Genomic DNA, 17,891 nt, shown 5'->3' on the forward strand with positions numbered 1-17,891 from the left:
TGACAGATATGAAAAAAATAGTTGTAACTGGCGGATTGGGATTTATCGGTTCGCATACAGTAGTAGAATTGCAAAACTCAGGTTTTGAAGTAGTTATTATTGATAATTTATCAAATTCATCGGAAGATGTACTTCCACGTATTGTAAACATCACGGGGAAAAAGCCAATTTTTGAAAAGTTCGATTTGCGTGATAAACAGGCAGTTATTGATTTTTTCCAAAGACATCACGATATTGCCGGAATGATTCACTTTGCAGCATCGAAAGCAGTTGGAGAAAGTGTGGAAAAGCCTTTGTTGTATTATGAAAATAACTTAACGACTTTGGTTTACCTTTTGCAAGAATTAAGCAAAAAAGAAAAAGCACATTTTATATTTAGTTCATCTTGTACGGTTTATGGTCAGGCTGATGAACTTCCGATTACAGAAAATGCACCTGTGAAAAAAGCGGAATCTCCTTATGGAAATACCAAACAAATCGGGGAAGAAATCATTGCTGATACTTGTAAGGTAACCCCTCATTTACAGGCAATTTCTTTACGATATTTTAATCCGATTGGGGCACACCCTTCTGCCGAAATTGGCGAATTGCCCATAGGAGTTCCACAAAATTTAGTGCCTTTCATTACTCAAACAGGTATCGGTTTGCGTGAAAAATTGTCTGTTTTTGGTGATGACTATCCAACTCCTGACGGAACTTGTATTCGTGATTATATTCACGTGGTGGATTTGGCAAAAGCTCACGTGGTGGCTTTGCAACGCTTGTTGGAAGGCAAAAACACTGAAAATTACGAAGTTTTCAACGTTGGAACAGGAACAGGAAGTAGCGTTTTGGAAGTAATCAATAGTTTTGAGCGAGTTTCAGGCGAGAAACTGAACTACCAAATCGTGGGCAGACGTGCGGGTGATATTACCGCTGCTTACGCAAATACGGATAAAGCCAATAACGTACTCGGCTGGAAATCAAAATCTACATTGGACGAAGCTATGGCTTCAGCTTGGAAATGGGAAAAGAAAGTTAGAGGAAAATGATAATCTTAATCAATTGAAAACTATATAATTATCAGATAAAATTATTGAAATTGATAATTTTTGTAGTGTTGTATGATGAAGATGATTATGTTGCAGATAGCGAGATTTTAGTAAAAACAAGAGCCAAAGACGAACGATTTTCTTTGGCTCTTGTTTTTTTAATTATATAACTTCAAATATTTTACCGGGTAATGGGCGAATTACATTCTTCATTTCAAGTTGAAATAGTAAATTAGAAGTTTGATAAACAGGAATTTGACATTCAAAAGCAATTATATCAAGTTGCTGTTTTCCGTTGTTTTTTAGGTAATTATGGATTTTTTCTTCTTCAAAAGAAAGTTCTATAAAAAGTTGTTGTTGTATAGGTTTTGATGTAGGTTTATCCCAATTCAGATGATATAACAAATCTTTGGCGGATGTTAAAATTCGAGCCTTTTCCACACGGATTAAATCATTACACCCCACGCTATAAGTATCTGTTGCTCTTCCAGGTACAGCAAAAACTTCACGATTGTAGGAGAAGGCAATATCTGCAGTTACCAGACTTCCTCCTTTGGCACCTGATTCAATAACAATGGTTGCTTCTGATAATCCTGCAATAATTCGGTTGCGACTGAGAAAATTTTTCCTGTCAAATTTACATTGAAATCCGAAATCTGTAATGAATCCGCCATATTCTTCTATTGCCTCACAATATTTACTATGCGCTTGTGGATAGACCATATTTAACCCGTGAGCCAAACAAGCAATGGTTTGTAGGTTTTGGTCGACAGCAGCTTTGTGAGCAGTAATATCAACACCATAGGCAAAACCACTGACAATCACAACGTCTAAAGAAGCTAAATCTTCTATTAGTTTTTCGCAAAAGGCTTTTCCATAAGGAGTTATATTTCGGGTTCCAACGATGCTTAAAATTCGTTTGTTTTTCAAATCAATATTACCACGTTGGTAGAAAAAAATAGGACCATCAACACACTGTTTTAATAAATCAGGATAGTCGTCGTCTGTGAAGCAACAAATTTTGATATTATTTTTCTGAGCGAGATTTAGTTCAGTTTCTGCTTCGTGTAAGTATTCTGATTTCAATAAATTTCGGGAAATTTTTTCTCCAATACCATCAATGTTTTCGAATGTACTTTTCTTTTGAGAAAAAATATTTTTCGCACTTCCGAAGTGAGTAATGAGTTTTTTGGCAGTGATGTCACCTATCAGAGGTGTTTTTTTTAAAGCTATTAGGTAGAGAAGTTCCTCTTCTTTCATCTTTATGGTAAAACGTGTTAGCTGTAAAATTAATAAATCAGACATCTTCTCCCAAAAAGAAAAGATGTCCGAAATAATATTAATCCAAAAAATGTCTTGACTTGTTATAAAACTATTTATTGGCAAAATAATGGTAAAACCACGGAATAGTTTCGATTCCTTTCAAGAAATTGAAAACTCCGAAATGTTCATTAGGTGAGTGAATAGCATCGCTATCCAAACCAAATCCCATTAGGATTGACTTGCTTCCTAATTCTTTTTCAAAAAGAGCTACAATTGGAATACTTCCTCCCGAACGCACAGGAATTGGGTCTTTCCCGAAACTCTGTTTATAAGCTCTTGCTGCAGCTTTATACCCTGCAGAATTTGTAGGGGTTACATAACCTTGTCCTCCGTGATGAGGTTTAACAGTTACTTTTACTCCTGCTGGAGCTATACTTTCAAAATGTTTTTTGAAAAGTTCTGTGATTTCTTCCCAATCTTGATTAGGGACTAAACGCATTGATATTTTTGCGAAAGCCTTGCTCGGAATCACAGTTTTTGCACCTTCTCCTGTGTAGCCACCCCAAATTCCATTAACATCTAAGGTTGGACGAATTGAGTTACGTTCATTGGTTGAGTACCCTACTTCTCCGTAAACATCTGCGATATCCAAGGCTTTTTTGTAATTTTCCAGTGAAAATGGAGCTTTTGCCATTTCGCTTCGTTCTTCTTGAGTAAGTTCTTCTACTTTGTCATAAAAACTAGGAACTGTAACTTTGTTGTTTTTATCGTGCAGAGAAGCTATCATTTTGGTTAACACATTGATAGGATTTGCTACTGCTCCTCCGTAAAGTCCTGAATGTAAATCACGATTAGGACCTGTAACTTCTACTTCAACGTAACTAATTCCACGAAGTCCCGTAGTTATGGAGGGCGTGTCGTTAGCAATCATTCCTGTGTCTGAAATTAAAATGATATCATTTTTAAGCTTTTCGTGATTTCTTTTCACAAACCAACCTAAGCTTTCTGAACCAACTTCCTCTTCGCCTTCAATCATAAACTTCACATTACAAGGTAGATTATTGGTTTTTACCATATACTCCAGAGCTTTTACGTGCATATACATTTGTCCCTTATCATCACAAGCTCCTCGTGCGAAGATAGCTCCTTGTGGGTGTTTCTCTGTGGTTTTTATAACGGGTTCGAATGGGTCGGAATGCCACAAATCAAGTGGGTCGGCAGGTTGCACGTCATAATGCCCATATACCAGTACAGTAGGTAATTTTGGGTCGATGATTTTTTCTCCGTAAACAATTGGATATCCAGGAGTTTCACAGATTTCAGTTACATCACAACCCGCTTCAAATAATGCTTTTTTTACTGCTTCAGCTGTATTTATAACATCTTGTGAATAAGCTGAATCGGCACTTATTGATGGAAGTTTTAGCAAGTCAATAAGTTCTGAAATGAACCTTTCTTTGTTTTCTTCGATATAATTTTTTACTGAATCCATAAAATTTGAGATGAAAATAATTTCCCAAAGGTAAAATAAAAATCAGATTAATCAAAGTTTTTTTGAAAAACTCACCAAATGAATGCAATAAAAAAAGCTCAAAACTTTGTAAAGTTTTGAGCTTTTTTATGAGTGATAAATTCGTATTATAATTTATAGCTTAATCCTAAACCTAATACTTCACGGATTTGGAATCCTTTAGCAGCATTATCATCATAGATAGCTTGGAACGTGAAGTTTGCTGATAAATATTTGTTGATTGCCATAGCCACATTTGCTGTGTAATCAATATCAACATTTTGAGGTTTTTCTAAATAGTTGCTATACAATGTCAAAATATTCTCCATTGAAACATTTTCCATCAAATTGAATTTTGCATAACCAGCCAATGAAAGACCCATTTCGTAACGGAAAGTTTTGTTGTCTTTCACTCCGTAGTAGTCTTTTTTATAGATTGCATTTCCTGGAGTCGTGAAATCTTTGTTAACAAAAACAAATTTTGATGTAAGTGGAGCGATATTTACTTTCAAGTTATCGCTTTTTTTCCATAACATACCTGGACCTACTTGAATGAAAGCAGGAGAGAAGAACTTGCTAATAAGGGTTCTGTCTGTTTTTCCGTAGTTGTATCCTTTATCAAATTGTGTTTTGAAATTGAATAAAAGTGAATAAAACCAAGTTTCAGAAGCTTGTTTTCCTAAAACTGAATTGAATTCCAAACGGTCTGTAGTTTTTCTAGTGTACTCATCACCTTTTAATTTTGTAATTCCGTAATCAACGAAAAGGTTGTTGTCCCAAGTCCAGCTATCTTTTTTGTAATTGAAAGCATAACTAACGGCTAAGTTTGCTGCAACGTTATTAGTTCCTCCACCTTGCCACTCATTGTTGAAAGCAGCTTGGCTGAACATTAACGATACATTCCCACCACGTGTCCAATTTGATGTGGGTTCTGTCATTTCTTGAGCAAAGCCGCTCAATGAAGATAAAAATAAAACTGATAATAAAATTTTTTTCATCTGTTAAAAATATTTAAATTAATTTTGTTTATTTACTTTTTTTGAAAATAGGCACTGTTGAACAAGCCTCTCCATACATTATGCTTTTTGCAACAGGTTGAATTTTTTGTAAAGCTGCAACATATGCACTTTCAGGAATTGATTTTTTTGAACATCCTTTAATTATTACAGGTTTTCCTTCGAAAATCGAAAAATCTATCTGAGAAATAATTTCTTGAAAAATAGAATTTTCTAAATCTTTCAGGTTTCCCTGAACTATTTTTTTGGCGTGAGGTTGCAATTTTGAAGTTACGAGTATGAAAGCCCACGCAGGAATTATCGCGTCGGCAGAGTTGTCAATTGCTACAAAACAATTCTTGTAATCAGTCCAAGGATGGTTTTCCAACTGCTCTCTGAAGTCTTTTTCTCTCAGGATAAGTCCTTCAAAAAGAAAATCTTTCAAGTCGAATAACACACGCTTTTCCGTTGGATAAAAGTCTTCCAAATCAAAAACTTCCAACGGACTTTTGGAAACTCTATTTATAATTTCGTCAGCCAAAAAAATAATATTTATAAAAATCCTAACTCTAACTTAGCCACTTCACTCATCATATCCTGATGCCAAGGCGGGTCGAATGTGATTTCTACTTCCACATCATTGATTTGGTCAATACTTTTGACTTTTTCCTGAACTTCCACAGGCAAGATTTCTGCTACAGGGCAGTTAGGTGTGGTGAGTGTCATCAGAATTTTCACATCAAAATTCTCATTTACAAACACGTCATAAATCAGTCCTAATTCATAGATGTCAACAGGAATTTCTGGGTCATAAATTGTTTTCAATGTTTCAACAATCTTTTCTCCTAAGGCTTCTGTATCAATGGTATTTGACATATCTTTTAAGATTCTTTTAGTTGATAAACAAGAGCATACTGCTTCATTTGCTCAATCATACTTACCAAACCATTGGCACGTGTGGGCGAAAGATGCTCTTTTAATCCTATTTGGTCAATAAAAGCAGTATTTGCCTTTACAATGTCTTCTGGTTTTTGGTTTGAAAAAACACGGATAAGCAATGCTACAATTCCTTTTGTGATAATAGCATCACCATCAGCTGTGTACACTACTTTTCCGTCCTGTAAGTTAGCAAATAACCAAACTTTGCTTTGGCAACCTTTGATTGTGTAATCATCAGTTTTATAAGTATCATCAATCAAAGGTAAGGATTTTCCAAGTTCAATCAGATACTCATATCGTTGCATCCAATCATCAAAGAAGGAAAATTCTTCTACAATTTCATTCTGAATTTGTTGAATTGACATATTAAAAATTTGTGGGCAAATGTAATAAAATTTTTTAAGTACGCAAAAAATTAACAAAAAACGTGAAATTCAAAAAATAAAAACCTAACCTTATCGTTTTTTGCTTATCAGTAATAACGTTAGGAAGCTTATTTTTGTTCTATCTTCGGTTGTTATTTTGTTGTGTCAAAAAATCAGTAAATTCGTTGGCTGTACTTCTGAAGGAAAAGTTCTCGTGTAATTTGTAGTAATTTTCAGGGTCAACCACATTGTAAAAGGCTTCTTTGGCTAAAGTCAGTTTATTGCTATCAAAACTTAAACATTCCATCATATCAGCAATTTGTTTTGAAGTAAAAGATGTCGTATTTTTCTGCATTCTGAAGAATTTTAGCTTATCATCATCAAATGATTGGTCTTCAAACATTTTTAAGAAAGAATGGAAATTATTGTTACTCATCATATTTCTCATTCCGTAAGCATTATTCCAGACATCATTCCATCTTCTGCCATAATATACTTCTTGTACATTAGTAAGGTCTATTTCCTCCAGAAGGAACAATCCTCTTTGAGAGAAAAAGTCCAATACCAAACGCGTGTTATTACGTGGAGCTATTGTAACACGATATATTAGCCTACGCCCGTACCAAATATTAAGTTCTTGATTTTTGGCGTACACATCAAAAAAACGAAACATTCCTGTACTGCTGGAAATCTCTTGTTCTCCCAAACTGATGGTAAAACGTCCCATCTCAGGTATGCGAATGAAAACTTCGGCGTAACCAGCATCATAATTCATTTCCCACCGATAGGCGTGGTTTTTATTTAGTTCGTGTTCGATGGCTATATCTCTTCGGTTTTCATTCTTCAACCAACGTCCTGCACTACCTATTTCCTGAGCATTTCCGAAAATAGTGGTAAACAAAAATAATAGAAGTAAACTTAATTTTTGCATAAAATTGTTCTTTTTGGTTTATTTAAGAGGTATCTAAATCTATGCCAAATCCTGTGATTTTATTATTTTTTTTACAAAAATCTTTTTCCTTATGTTTAACATTTTTGACAAAGATATATACTTGAAAGTGAATTAAAAAATAAAATAAGATGATATTTCAAAAAATATTTCTACCTTTGTGGTATTTTAAAAGAAGATTATGAATAATTATACTACAATGTGGAGTTCAGCCACACCAGGTTTCATTATTTTTTTGATAGACCAATCTGCCTCAATGCAAGAGGAGTTTACCGCAGATAAAAACAAAGCTGAATTTACAGCTTCTGTTATCAATGAAACAATTAATGATTTGATTCTGCAGTGTAGCAGTGGTAATATGGTAAAGGATCGTTTGTTTGTTTCTTTGATAGGCTACGGAGGCAAGGGAGGAACTTCAGTAGATGATATTCGTTCTGGTTACATAGGTTCTTTTGCTGAAAGTCCTTTGCGTTTTGAGGCTGTTAAAAAGAATATTCCTGATGGTGATGGTGGCTTTATAGAGATAGAGGAGGAGATTCCAATTTTTATTGAACCTACCAGTCCTGAAAATGGGCTTACTCCTATGGCAGAGGCATTTGAATTTGCAAAACAACTTGTTACTGCTTGGATAGAAAAGAAACCAAAGAATCCTGCTCCTGTAATTATCAATATTTCAGATGGCTTTCCTTTTACAGGCAAAGACGACGATGATGAGGATATTCGTAATACCACCAACAAGGCTTACGAGATAATGAGTATGCATATGGATGATGGTAATCCTCTGGTTTTCAATATTCATTTAGGAATAGGAAAAGAATGTCGATTTGAGGAAAGTTCATTGGAATTACCTGATGAAAATGCAAAATTTCTGTTCAGCATTTCAAGTAAAGTACCAAGAGCTTATAAAGAAGTAGGAAGAAGATATGATTTCGACATACGTCCTAATTCTCGAGGTTTTATTTCCAATGCAAGTGCAGATAGTTTTATCAAATTTATTAGCTTCGGTTCAAGCTCCAAATAATTCATACATTTCATAATGAAATTTACCATAAAAGGATTTGTAACTAATAAGCAATCAGAGCTTTATTCAGATTGTGCAGATAGTTATGCTTTTGATACGAAAAAGCATCGTTTTGCAATTTCTGATGGGGTATCAATTTCTTTTTTTTCCGAAATATGGTCGCAAATTTTGGTTGATAACTATGTGAAAGATAGTTGTGAAGTAAATTCGGAATTTATAAGTGAATGTCAGAAAGAATGGCAAGAAAAAATTGAAGAAATCGTTCACCTGCCAAATGTGAAATGGTTTGTAAAGACGAAGTATAGTAAAAAAGATTTTGCAGCAGCAACTTTTATTGGTTTGGAGTTTTTACAAGACGAAAAGAAGTGGATTGCACAATTCATAGGTGATAGTTTTTTATTTTTTGTTCCGAAGAATTGCTCTGATTTTCAGTATGTATTAAAATATCCCAGCAAAAGAGATTTCGTTTTTGATAACTACCCTGATTATTTGGCGAGTACTGAAAATAATCAGCGTGGAGAATTATATACTTCAGTTGAAGAAAAAATTAAAGAGGGAACTTTTTTCCTTATGACAGATGCTCTTTCGGAATGGTTCATCTCAGAAATGAAAAAAGACATCAAAAATGCTGTAGATTTATTGGTAAATATTGGAAATCAGGAAGATTTCTTGAAAATTATTCAAGAACAAAGAGATGAAAATTTGCTAAAAAATGATGACTCTACTGTTTTAATCATTGAAGTTGCAAATGATGAGCAGGAGGAATTCAGCTATTCTGTAGCTCATTTTACCAATCTGAAAAATAGAGATTTCAAAGAACAAAAAATTGATGAGCAAATTCCTAACAGGCAAAAAGAAAATCAAGAATTAAGTGTGTTTGATAAGTTTTAGACGATGGCTTTCAATATGCAAAATATAATCACTTCAGTTAAAAATCTGGAGAAGTTTCTTAAAGTTCCTGAATTACAGGGGGCTGTTGCTGTTAAAAAAGCAAACGGGCAACCCTTCTGTTATACGGGAGGCTTTAATATGGTTTTTAAATTGGAGCATCAAGGCAGAAAATGGGCTTTTCGGGTGTGGCATACTCCTTACGGAGAAAAAGAACGTTTTCAGGCAATTTCTAATTATCTGAATAGTAAAAAATTGCCTTATTTTGGAGAGTTTTTCTATGACCCAAAAGGATTGCTGGTAAATGGCGTTTTGCACGATACAATTCGGATGGAATGGGTTGATGGTCAGCTTCTTAAAGATTATATTAAAGAAAATCTTTATGATAAAGAGAAATTACTTGATTTTGCTGAAAAATTTCTGCAAATGGTGAAAACGCTTCACAGAAATAAAATTTCTCACGGCGATTTGCAGCACGGTAACATACTGATTGATAGCAATAATAATATTAGTTTGATTGATTATGACTCTGTTTGTGTGCCAGAGATGGAAGGGCAAGAAGAGGTTGTTTCAGGGCTTAAAGGATACCAACACCCATCACGTTTTGAGAGTAAAAAATCGTCTTTGGTAACGGATTATTTTTCCGAACTAATTATATATCTGTCAGTCTTAGCAATTATCGAAAATCCTGATTTGTGGGAAAAATACAGATTGGAAGAAAGTGAATATCTGCTTTTTTCGGAAAATGATTTCTTAAATCTGAAATCTTCTGAAATTTACAAAGATTTGCAGAATTTATCGCCAATAATTAAGGATTTGTTATTTGTTCTTGATGTTTATGTCAGAAATACAAACTATTTAACAATTCGCCCCATTGACGAATATTCTTTCTTAGAACTAAATCAGAAAGTTAAAAATGAGATTTTGTCATTCGAGTTGAATACTCCTCGACCGGTAATGATTCAGTTTTTAACCTCCAAAATTGTTGTGCTTGAGGGAGATGAAATTGAGCTAAATTGGAAAGTAAAAAATGCTTCAAAAGTATATCTTTTGGAAAATGAACAGGAAGTTAATGCGTTTAAAAATAATGATTTAGAAGCGATTTCGGAAAAAATAGTTCCTTTGCGTGGAGGCGTTCGTAAAAAAATGAGTAAAACCACTTTGTTCTCTCTCTATTGTATTCCAATTCAATATTTTGAGGGTCAGAAAGAAAATTCCCATAAGGCTATTGAAGTAGATGTATATCCAAGACCTGAAATAATTGATTTTGAGCCAAATAAATTTGATATAACATATGGGGAAACAGTTGATTTGGCTTGGGATATTAAAAACGCTATGAAAGTGTACATATGGTCTGGAGGTGTGTGTAACACTGTCAAAAATAGGGATGAAATCAAAATTAATTTGGCAAGAAATACCAAATATAAACTCGAAGCCATCGCTTTTGATAATGAAACAAAACTTGAAAAAGAAATTGAAATAGCGGTACATCATAAAGTTCAAATAATTGATTTTGAATTGATTTATGGTGATGTGTCAAAAGGAGAAACACCAATGAAGCTTCGTTGGAATGTTATGAATGCTTCTGAAGTTATTTTAAAATCGGATAAAGAGCCAGACCAAAATGTATCTACTGTGAAGGAAATAGCGATAAATCCAACCAAAAAAACAAAATATTGGATTGAAGCTAAAAATAAATGCTTTACCATAGAAAGTCACAAGATAAGTGTTGATAAACAGACTTCTATTGTTCAAAAAATGACAAATTTCTTTATTAAATAATTTATAAAGTTTTTTAGTTCTCTATCTTTCAAAAACTATTTACGAAAATTAAATTAAAAATGACAGAAAAAAAACATTACAAAGGTCTTTCAGATGCACAGGTGCTTGAAAGTCGTCAAAAATTTGGTAGTAATTCGCTTACTTCAGTGCAAGGAGAGCCTCTTTGGAAACAATTTTTAGAAAAACTTTCCGACCCTATCATAATTATTTTGCTTGTAGCTTTAGTTGCTTCTTTTGGGGTTTCGTGTTATGAATTTTTTGCGGGGGGTGAAGGTTTTCACGTATTTTTAGAACCTATAGGAATTCTGTTTGCTATTTTTTTAGCAACAGGTGTGGCTTTTTATTTTGAACTAAAAGCCAACAAGCAATTTGAAATTCTCAATAAAGTAAATGACGATATTTTATACAAAGTTATTCGTAATGATAATATTACGCAAGTTCTTAAGAATGATATTGTTGTAGGAGATGTTGTTGTTTTAGAAACAGGTGAAGAAGTCCCCGCTGATGGTGAACTTCTGGAAGCTATTTCTCTGCAAATCAATGAATCAACTCTCACAGGAGAACCCGTTGTACATAAAACGACAAATCCTGAGGAATTTGAATCGGAGGCTACGTATCCTTCCAATTACGTTTGTAGAGGCACTTCGGTTGTAGATGGACATTGCATTTTTGAGGTAAAACAAGTAGGAGATAATACAGAGTACGGAAAAGTTTTTGAGGGAGTTCAAATAGATAATTCAATAAAAACGCCTTTGAATGAGCAGCTTGACAGACTTGCTGGTATCATTACCAAGTTGAGTTATGGTATAGCACTTATGGTGATCGTTGGGCGATTATTGGTTTATTTCTCAAACTCATCAAACTTGCCAATTGATTGGATTAGTTTTGGAGGATATTTCCTTAATACTGTGATGATTGCTATTACTATCATTGTGGTAGCTGTCCCAGAAGGGTTGCCTATGAGTGTTACTTTAAGTTTGGCATATAGTATGCGTAGTATGATGGCTACCAATAATTTAGTTCGTAAAATGCACGCTTGCGAAACTATGGGAGCTACTACCGTTATTTGCACTGACAAAACAGGAACGCTTACTCAAAATCAAATGAAAATCTATGAAGTTTTCTTTCCCAATTTCAAAGAAATGGGAGACGATAAGCTTTCTCAACTTATAGCCGAGTCAATGGCAATAAATTCTACTGCTTATATTGATTTTTCAGAGAAAGAAAAACCACAAGTTTTGGGAAATCCTACCGAAGGAGCATTACTACTTTGGTTAAATAAACAAGGAAAAAATTATCTTCCTATTCGAGAAGAAGCAGAGATTATCAATCAGTTAACCTTTTCTACGGAACGTAAGTATATGGCAACTTTTGTGAAGTTACCCGAGGCTGGAAAAGGCATATTATACGTAAAAGGAGCTCCTGAAATTGTGATGAGCTTCTGTCATTCATCCAGTGGATTAAATTCTTCCGTTTCACAAAAGGATTTTGAAGAGCGATTGTTGCAATATCAGTCACAAGCAATGCGAACCATCGGTTTTGCTTACAAAGTTTTTGATGAAAAAACAACTGTTTTTGAAAACGGAAAATTAGCTGTGAACGATTTGCAATTCATCGGTATTTGTGCCATAAGTGACCCTGTAAGAGATGATGTGCCACAAGCAATAGAAGAGTGCTTAAATGCTGGAATTCAGGTGAAAATAGTAACGGGTGATACCTCAGGAACGGCTAAAGAAATTGCTCGACAAATAGGGCTTTGGGACGAAACTTGTTCCGATAAAAATATGCTTACAGGAGCTGAGTTTGCTGAGATGAATGATGAGGAATTAATAAAGAGATTAGGCGACTTACGAGTACTTTCAAGGGCTCGTCCGCTGGACAAAGCTCGTTTAGTTAATTTGCTACAACAGAAAAATGAAGTGGTAGCTGTAACAGGTGATGGAACCAATGACGCTCCTGCTCTCAAAGCGGCTCAGGTAGGGCTTTCAATGGGTGATGGAACTTCAGTGGCTAAGGAAGCCAGTGATATTACCATTTTGGATAATTCATTTACAAGTATCGGGAAGGCAGTTATGTGGGGGCGCTCTTTGTATTTGAATATCCAGCGATTTATTTTATTTCAATTGACAATCAATGTTGTAGCTTGTATTATAGTGCTTCTTGGAGCCTTTTTGGGAACAGAATCGCCACTTACGGTCACACAAATGCTCTGGGTAAACTTGATTATGGATACTTTTGCAGCATTGGCATTGGCGTCACTCCCACCAAGTAAAGAAGTGATGAATGACCTCCCAAGAAAGAGAAATACAAACATTGTAACTCCAGTAATGTCCCGAATTATTTTTGGAGTGGGAGGATTTTTTGTAGTATTGCTTTTTGGATTTGTGCAATATTTTAAACATACAGATATCCAATCACTTACACAATTTTCTATTTCGGATTATTTCCGATATTTTCTTGATTTTTCAAAAGTGCCTAATGGTCTTACGGCTTATGAGTTATCGTTGTTTTTCTCCATTTTTGTAATGCTTCAATTTTGGAATATGTTCAACGCTAAGGCTTATCGAACAGGAAAAAGTACTTTGAATCAAATGGGTAAAAGTCAAGGATTTATGTTAATTGCCTTGGTAATCGTTTTAGGTCAGATTTTTATTACTACTTTTGGAGGAGAAATGTTTAGCGTAACACCTTTGAAAACAATTGATTGGCTTATAATTATAGGAGGAACGAGCTTTGTACTTTGGTTAGGTGAAATAGGTCGTTTTCTCAATAAAGGAAAGAATTTATAAGTGAATAAATTGATGTTATTATAAATAAATGTTTAAAGAAGTCTTGAATTTTCAAGACTTTCTTTTTTATGAATTCAAATGGATTTTTTATAAATCGTGTATTCTTTATATAATTTATGATTGGGCAGACGTTCTATTTCACTACGCATTTTTAGGTTTTTCTCCATAATCAGGTGGCTGTCTATTTCTTGAAAACCAAGTGTCAGGGCAGAGGCAAACAATTTGGTCGCCAGCACGGCATCTAAGCCTTTGTTTTGCATTTCGGGGGCAATGGCACCCAGAAGCAACATCAATTTTTTTGATTTTCGGGAGGCTTGTAATATATGAAACCAACCTAATGGAAGTAAACGTCCTTTGGCTTTACGGACACCTTCGCTCAAATCGGGCATCGCAATTACAAAGGCGATGACTTTTCCGCTGAGGTCACAAATGATTTTTATAAGTTTGGGATTAAGCAGTGGTAAGAAGCGATTGGCAAACTCCTCGGTTTCTTTTTTTGTTACGGATGAAAATCCGTAAATATCTTTATACGAGTTGTTTATCAACTCAAAAACTCCTGCGATAAAGGGACGCTCCTGTCTGGTCCGGGTAAATTCGTGAACGTTGATATTTTGTCGGGCTTCTACACGTTGAGTGAATTTTTGGTAACGTTCCAGAACATTTTCTGTTAGCGGAACTTGATATTGACATAGTCTTACAAAAGATTCAAAACCAGCTTTTTCAATAAAAATCTTCATATACTCAAAACTACAATTGGTAATGAGCATCGTAGGCTCTGAAAATCCCTATTCTCATCTATTTCTGATAAAATATGTTGTTAATCAAATCTACACCGCACTGAACTGCAGCTATTTCAAGATTAGGCAAAGATAAATATTTCCTTTCAAAGAAAAATTTGAAAATGACATATTCAATGAAAAATAAAAATTATTTATTGTTTTTCAATAAATATTTATTATGTTCGCATCATAATTTTAAAATCAGATACAATGAAAAAGATTACATCTTCCGATTTTCAACTCATTAAATTAACTGTTTGGTTGATATTAGTGATATTTTCTTTTGATGCAATACGAATGTTGTTCGAATTCGTATCTCCTTTGATTTTTTCGAGAGAGAACAACACATCAAGCTGGGGTAGAAAATTGATTTTCTTCCAAGATCACCCAATTTATTACGGAATTATTGTTTTTTTTGAGTTAATTATTGCCTTTTCAAAAATTTATATGAGTTTGATAGCGGCTAAATCTGTCTCAAAATTAAATGTGAGCAACTCGTTTTTTAAAGAGAAATTAGCTGACAATTTTTTAAAAATCAGCAAAATAGCTATTTCTTTGAGTTGCTTCATATTTATTTTTCAAGCCATAAGTGATTTTATTTTTATTAACACCCCGTCATACCAAGAATTTAACCGTAGAACGGCATCGGATATGGGGATAATACTTCTTTTAGGGTCAACTATGTATGTACTTGCTTACATTTTTAAAAAAGGAACAGATTTACAAGAAGAAAACGATTTAACTATTTGATATTATGCGAAAAATATTTATTCTAAAAACTATTCTCGACTTGCTATTTATTTTATCAATTTTCGGGGTTTTGAGTTTTATTTCATTCTTTTTGGAAGAGACTATCAGAGTGAACGGTTATGATGTTACGGCTGACACATTATTCGCTAAAATTGTGCTTTGGCTTTGGTATATTGGTTATCTTTTGTTCATATATATTCTTTATCTTTTCAGAAAAACTGCATACTTATTTCTTCGAGTACGAATTTTTAACGAGAAAGTGGTTAAAAACTTGAATAAAATAGGAATTCTACTGATAATCATAACTATATGTACTGATATTTCTTTAATGATTTATAGCGTTATAGAACGCAAAAATATAGGATTCCGATTGGATACAAATCCTATGTTGTTTAAGATAGCTGTGGGCTTGTTATTTATGACTTTGAGTGAAGTGCTTAAAATAAGTACAAAAATGAAGGAAGAAAATGATTTAACTGTTTGATATTATGCCAATTATTGTAAATTTAGATGTAATGATGGCAAAGCGAAAAATATCGTTAAATGAGCTTTCGGAAAAAGTAGGTTTAACGCTTTCCAACCTTTCCATTTTGAAAACAGGAAAAGCCAAAGCCATCCGATTTAGCACCCTTGAAGCCATTTGTAAAGCACTTGACTGCCAACCTGCTGATATTTTGGAATATAAAGAAGAACTTTAAAAAACAAAGGGAATGTGATTAACTACATTCCCTTTGTTTTTCAATTTTCATTGTCAGGCTTCGACTTCGCTCAGTCTGACAAAATACTTGATGCCATATGCTTTCTTATCAATCCTTCAAATATTCTACTTTTAAATCGGTAATTTTTCCGTTGAAGTGTTCTAATTTTTTGAGTGGGAAAACTAAGGTTTGTATCCATTTTCGGGGTTTGTCCAAATGAGCATCATCTTTATGCGGAACAATTTCCAAAGTTTCGATAAGTTCATCATTTACGTATAACGAAGTCGATTTATTAGTTCCCTTAACAATGATTTTCAGTTTTTTGTTTGTCGGCAGAAAATAATTGAATTGATAATCGTATCCATCACGACTAAAACCTACTTTTCCACTTTTAGGGTCTGACAAATAGAAAGTTGCGTAATCAGAAGTAAATAAAGCAGTTCCTTTCGGATTGCTCTTGGCATTGATGTAGAAAGTTACTCGGTAATCATAGCCGATATCGGTTAGTTTTTGCCCCAATTCTTTACCTTTTTCAGGATTTTTGATTTCAAAAACTACACCTTTTTCATTTTTTTCAGGACGTCCTAATACGTTTACCGCAGGGGCTTCACTAAGTAAGAGACGTTTCTTGTTGAAGTCAGCAAAAGGGAGCGTTGTGTTTTTTCCGTTCCACATCTTTACAGAAAGCGTTTGCATTGCTGGAAATACTCGATGATAAACATCTTGCTGACTGATTCCGTTTCCGCAATGGTCATTCCAAACGGCAAACATTCCACCTTTAATTTGAGGATGATTTTCTTCAAAAACTTCTTTTCCGATGGTAGCTGGCGTCCAACTTTCATATAACTTTTTGATATTCAAGTAATCGTAATAATATCCTGCTTGTGGAACAATGTACACCAATCCATCAGGAATGCTAACCACATCATATCCCAAAGCAATCATATCGCGAGGTTCAGCATATCCGTTGTACCAGCAAAACATTAGCACATCTTCCACTTTTACAGGAGTTTTGCCCTTGGCGTGAGTCAAAGCTCCCCAAAGAGCTGCTTTTTTGCCAAAACTTTCGATATATTTGATATAATAGTCTGTGAAATAGCGAAATTTCTCTACTACTTCGGAGTCTTCATTATTGTATTCGTCTGTACCGATATGTACTAACAGATTTACAAAAACAGGATTTTCGCCTTCCAGATATTCTTTAAATAACTGATTAAGAAATTCATAAGTTTTCGGATTGAATAAATCCACATGGTCTTTGCCGTATTTATCACTTCCGATTTCGGGCAGATAATGAGCAAAAGCCAATGTGTGTGCAGGAGCATCAATTTCTGGAATGATGGTAACTCCCTGTTTTAGAGCATCTATTTGAAGTTCACGGAATTCATCTTTGGTGTAATGCCCATCTTTTGCAGCAAGATCAGGGAAAGAGGTGCTTTCCAACCGAAATGCAGAATAGGTTTTGTCCCAATCCTCATTGAAAAATTTCTTGAACCCATTGTCATTCAGGTGAATTTGAAAGGTATTCATCTTGTAGTAAGCCATCAATTTCACTACCGATTTGAGGTAATCAATGGTAAAGAATTTTCTGCCAACATCGAGCATAAAACCACGAAGAGGATATTGCGGATAGTCTATGATGGTTCCGCAAGGAAGGTCAAAAGATTGTTCGGAAAGTTGCAACAAAGTACGCGTAGCCCAATACAGCCCTTTGGTGGAATTTGCACTAACTTTTATCTGTTGCCCAATTTCGATTTGGTAGGCTTCTTCCCCTTTTTCTTTCAAAATATCTGAATGTATTTCAAAATGAATGTCTGATTTTGAGTTGTTTATTTTCAGATTTTTTCCAAACATCGTTTTGAAATCATCAGTAAAGGCTTGTGCCACTTCTGCCGATTTCATATCTGCTGAAATAGATGTTTTTTCGGAAATTGTGAAGTTTCCCTTTCCCTGTTGCCACTGGCTAAGTTCAGGAATTACAAAAGGTTTGGTGTTTTGTGCCGTGCTGATGCCAAAAAATAGACAAAAAGCAATAATCATAAAATGTTTCATATCAAGAAAAATGTTGGTTTCTTGGCAAAAATAGCGGAAAAGTAACAAAATAACAAGTTTTAAAGTTTGTTTAAATTTTA

At 34.3% G+C, this 17,891-nt stretch carries 17 protein-coding genes; 8 read left to right on the forward strand and 9 right to left on the reverse strand.

What is annotated here, in order from left to right; all coding sequences use genetic code 11:
- Nucleotides 1-8 precede the first annotated feature (8 nt).
- Nucleotides 9-1,031 carry a UDP-glucose 4-epimerase GalE gene (galE, locus tag CGC48_RS04035; RefSeq protein WP_018280283.1) on the forward strand — a complete coding sequence of 341 codons (1,023 nt, stop codon included), beginning with the start codon at nucleotides 9-11 and terminating at the stop codon, nucleotides 1,029-1,031.
- Nucleotides 1,032-1,193: 162 nt separating this feature from the next.
- Here galE and dprA read toward each other — a convergent pair whose 3' ends face one another.
- The 7 genes from dprA to CGC48_RS04070 form a co-directional block, all read right to left on the reverse strand.
- Entirely contained in the window at nucleotides 1,194-2,336 is a 1,143-nt protein-coding gene (dprA, locus tag CGC48_RS04040) for a DNA-processing protein DprA (RefSeq protein ID WP_232780542.1), read from the reverse strand.
- 67 nt (nucleotides 2,337-2,403) lie between these two features.
- Nucleotides 2,404-3,786, reverse strand: coding sequence for a dipeptidase (locus tag CGC48_RS04045; protein ID WP_098028551.1), 1,383 nt, complete (start codon nucleotides 3,784-3,786; stop codon nucleotides 2,404-2,406).
- A 146-nt stretch (nucleotides 3,787-3,932) separates the two neighbouring features.
- Nucleotides 3,933-4,802: a DUF3078 domain-containing protein gene (locus tag CGC48_RS04050; protein WP_098028552.1), complete on the reverse strand. Its 870-nt coding sequence runs from the start codon at nucleotides 4,800-4,802 to the stop codon at nucleotides 3,933-3,935.
- Between the two features lie 28 nt (nucleotides 4,803-4,830).
- Nucleotides 4,831-5,340: a DUF2480 family protein gene (locus tag CGC48_RS04055; protein ID WP_098028553.1), complete on the reverse strand. Its 510-nt coding sequence runs from the start codon at nucleotides 5,338-5,340 to the stop codon at nucleotides 4,831-4,833.
- A gap of 11 nt (nucleotides 5,341-5,351) precedes the next feature.
- A complete protein-coding gene (locus CGC48_RS04060; RefSeq protein ID WP_018280278.1) occupies nucleotides 5,352-5,675 on the reverse strand; it encodes a DUF59 domain-containing protein in 324 nt (107 codons plus the stop codon).
- A gap of 5 nt (nucleotides 5,676-5,680) precedes the next feature.
- Complete coding sequence (locus tag CGC48_RS04065) at nucleotides 5,681-6,103, reverse strand: SufE family protein (protein ID WP_098028554.1); 423 nt, start codon at nucleotides 6,101-6,103, stop codon at nucleotides 5,681-5,683.
- Between the two features lie 139 nt (nucleotides 6,104-6,242).
- Nucleotides 6,243-7,034 carry a DUF4476 domain-containing protein gene (locus CGC48_RS04070; protein WP_098028555.1) on the reverse strand — a complete coding sequence of 264 codons (792 nt, stop codon included), beginning with the start codon at nucleotides 7,032-7,034 and terminating at the stop codon, nucleotides 6,243-6,245.
- A 199-nt stretch (nucleotides 7,035-7,233) separates the two neighbouring features.
- On the opposite strand from CGC48_RS04070, the gene CGC48_RS04075 reads away from it, so the two are divergent.
- Genes CGC48_RS04075 through CGC48_RS04090 form a run of 4 tightly spaced genes read left to right on the forward strand, consistent with a single transcriptional unit; the run spans nucleotide 7,234 to nucleotide 13,532 of the window.
- A complete protein-coding gene (locus tag CGC48_RS04075; RefSeq protein WP_098028556.1) occupies nucleotides 7,234-8,073 on the forward strand; it encodes a hypothetical protein in 840 nt (279 codons plus the stop codon).
- A gap of 15 nt (nucleotides 8,074-8,088) precedes the next feature.
- Nucleotides 8,089-8,964 (forward strand): PP2C family serine/threonine-protein phosphatase, encoded by an 876-nt coding sequence (locus CGC48_RS04080; RefSeq protein WP_098028557.1) that lies wholly within the window; start codon nucleotides 8,089-8,091, stop codon nucleotides 8,962-8,964.
- Nucleotides 8,965-8,979: 15 nt separating this feature from the next.
- Nucleotides 8,980-10,743, forward strand: a complete 1,764-nt coding sequence (locus tag CGC48_RS04085) for a protein kinase domain-containing protein (protein WP_157909863.1) — start codon at nucleotides 8,980-8,982, stop codon at nucleotides 10,741-10,743.
- Between the two features lie 59 nt (nucleotides 10,744-10,802).
- The gene (locus CGC48_RS04090; RefSeq protein WP_098028559.1) at nucleotides 10,803-13,532 is read left to right on the forward strand and encodes a calcium-translocating P-type ATPase, PMCA-type; all 2,730 of its coding nucleotides are present in this window, start codon (nucleotides 10,803-10,805) and stop codon (nucleotides 13,530-13,532) included.
- Between the two features lie 74 nt (nucleotides 13,533-13,606).
- On the opposite strand, the gene CGC48_RS04095 is transcribed toward CGC48_RS04090, so the two are convergent.
- Entirely contained in the window at nucleotides 13,607-14,269 is a 663-nt protein-coding gene (locus tag CGC48_RS04095) for a hypothetical protein (protein ID WP_198537153.1), read from the reverse strand.
- 252 nt (nucleotides 14,270-14,521) lie between these two features.
- On the opposite strand from CGC48_RS04095, the gene CGC48_RS04100 reads away from it, so the two are divergent.
- The 3 genes from CGC48_RS04100 to CGC48_RS04110 are packed head-to-tail and all read left to right on the forward strand — an operon-like array spanning nucleotide 14,522 to nucleotide 15,759.
- Nucleotides 14,522-15,061 (forward strand): DUF2975 domain-containing protein, encoded by a 540-nt coding sequence (locus CGC48_RS04100; RefSeq protein ID WP_098028560.1) that lies wholly within the window; start codon nucleotides 14,522-14,524, stop codon nucleotides 15,059-15,061.
- Between the two features lie 4 nt (nucleotides 15,062-15,065).
- Nucleotides 15,066-15,545: a DUF2975 domain-containing protein gene (locus tag CGC48_RS04105; protein ID WP_013998107.1), complete on the forward strand. Its 480-nt coding sequence runs from the start codon at nucleotides 15,066-15,068 to the stop codon at nucleotides 15,543-15,545.
- A gap of 4 nt (nucleotides 15,546-15,549) precedes the next feature.
- Nucleotides 15,550-15,759 (forward strand): helix-turn-helix domain-containing protein, encoded by a 210-nt coding sequence (locus CGC48_RS04110; protein ID WP_018280269.1) that lies wholly within the window; start codon nucleotides 15,550-15,552, stop codon nucleotides 15,757-15,759.
- Nucleotides 15,760-15,867: 108 nt separating this feature from the next.
- Here the strand turns inward: CGC48_RS04110 and CGC48_RS04115 are convergent, their stop codons facing one another.
- Nucleotides 15,868-17,811: a family 20 glycosylhydrolase gene (locus CGC48_RS04115; protein ID WP_098029752.1), complete on the reverse strand. Its 1,944-nt coding sequence runs from the start codon at nucleotides 17,809-17,811 to the stop codon at nucleotides 15,868-15,870.
- Nucleotides 17,812-17,891: the final 80 nt, after the last annotated feature.

The sequence above is a fragment of the Capnocytophaga cynodegmi genome, assembly GCF_002302475.1.
GTDB classification, from domain to species: Bacteria; Bacteroidota; Bacteroidia; order Flavobacteriales; family Flavobacteriaceae; genus Capnocytophaga; species Capnocytophaga cynodegmi.

Coding starts and splice junctions, on each gene's coding strand:
- galE (WP_018280283.1), top strand. CDS start 9: ATGAAAAAAATAGTTGTAACTGGCGGATTGGGATTTATCGGTTCGCAT.
- dprA (WP_232780542.1), bottom strand. CDS start 2,336: ATGTCTGATTTATTAATTTTACAGCTAACACGTTTTACCATAAAGATG.
- CGC48_RS04045 (WP_098028551.1), bottom strand. CDS start 3,786: ATGGATTCAGTAAAAAATTATATCGAAGAAAACAAAGAAAGGTTCATT.
- CGC48_RS04050 (WP_098028552.1), bottom strand. CDS start 4,802: ATGAAAAAAATTTTATTATCAGTTTTATTTTTATCTTCATTGAGCGGC.
- CGC48_RS04060 (WP_018280278.1), bottom strand. CDS start 5,675: ATGTCAAATACCATTGATACAGAAGCCTTAGGAGAAAAGATTGTTGAA.
- CGC48_RS04065 (WP_098028554.1), bottom strand. CDS start 6,103: ATGTCAATTCAACAAATTCAGAATGAAATTGTAGAAGAATTTTCCTTC.
- CGC48_RS04070 (WP_098028555.1), bottom strand. CDS start 7,034: ATGCAAAAATTAAGTTTACTTCTATTATTTTTGTTTACCACTATTTTC.
- CGC48_RS04075 (WP_098028556.1), top strand. CDS start 7,234: ATGAATAATTATACTACAATGTGGAGTTCAGCCACACCAGGTTTCATT.
- CGC48_RS04080 (WP_098028557.1), top strand. CDS start 8,089: ATGAAATTTACCATAAAAGGATTTGTAACTAATAAGCAATCAGAGCTT.
- CGC48_RS04085 (WP_157909863.1), top strand. CDS start 8,980: ATGCAAAATATAATCACTTCAGTTAAAAATCTGGAGAAGTTTCTTAAA.
- CGC48_RS04090 (WP_098028559.1), top strand. CDS start 10,803: ATGACAGAAAAAAAACATTACAAAGGTCTTTCAGATGCACAGGTGCTT.
- CGC48_RS04095 (WP_198537153.1), bottom strand. CDS start 14,269: ATGAAGATTTTTATTGAAAAAGCTGGTTTTGAATCTTTTGTAAGACTA.
- CGC48_RS04100 (WP_098028560.1), top strand. CDS start 14,522: ATGAAAAAGATTACATCTTCCGATTTTCAACTCATTAAATTAACTGTT.
- CGC48_RS04105 (WP_013998107.1), top strand. CDS start 15,066: ATGCGAAAAATATTTATTCTAAAAACTATTCTCGACTTGCTATTTATT.
- CGC48_RS04110 (WP_018280269.1), top strand. CDS start 15,550: ATGCCAATTATTGTAAATTTAGATGTAATGATGGCAAAGCGAAAAATA.
- CGC48_RS04115 (WP_098029752.1), bottom strand. CDS start 17,811: ATGAAACATTTTATGATTATTGCTTTTTGTCTATTTTTTGGCATCAGC.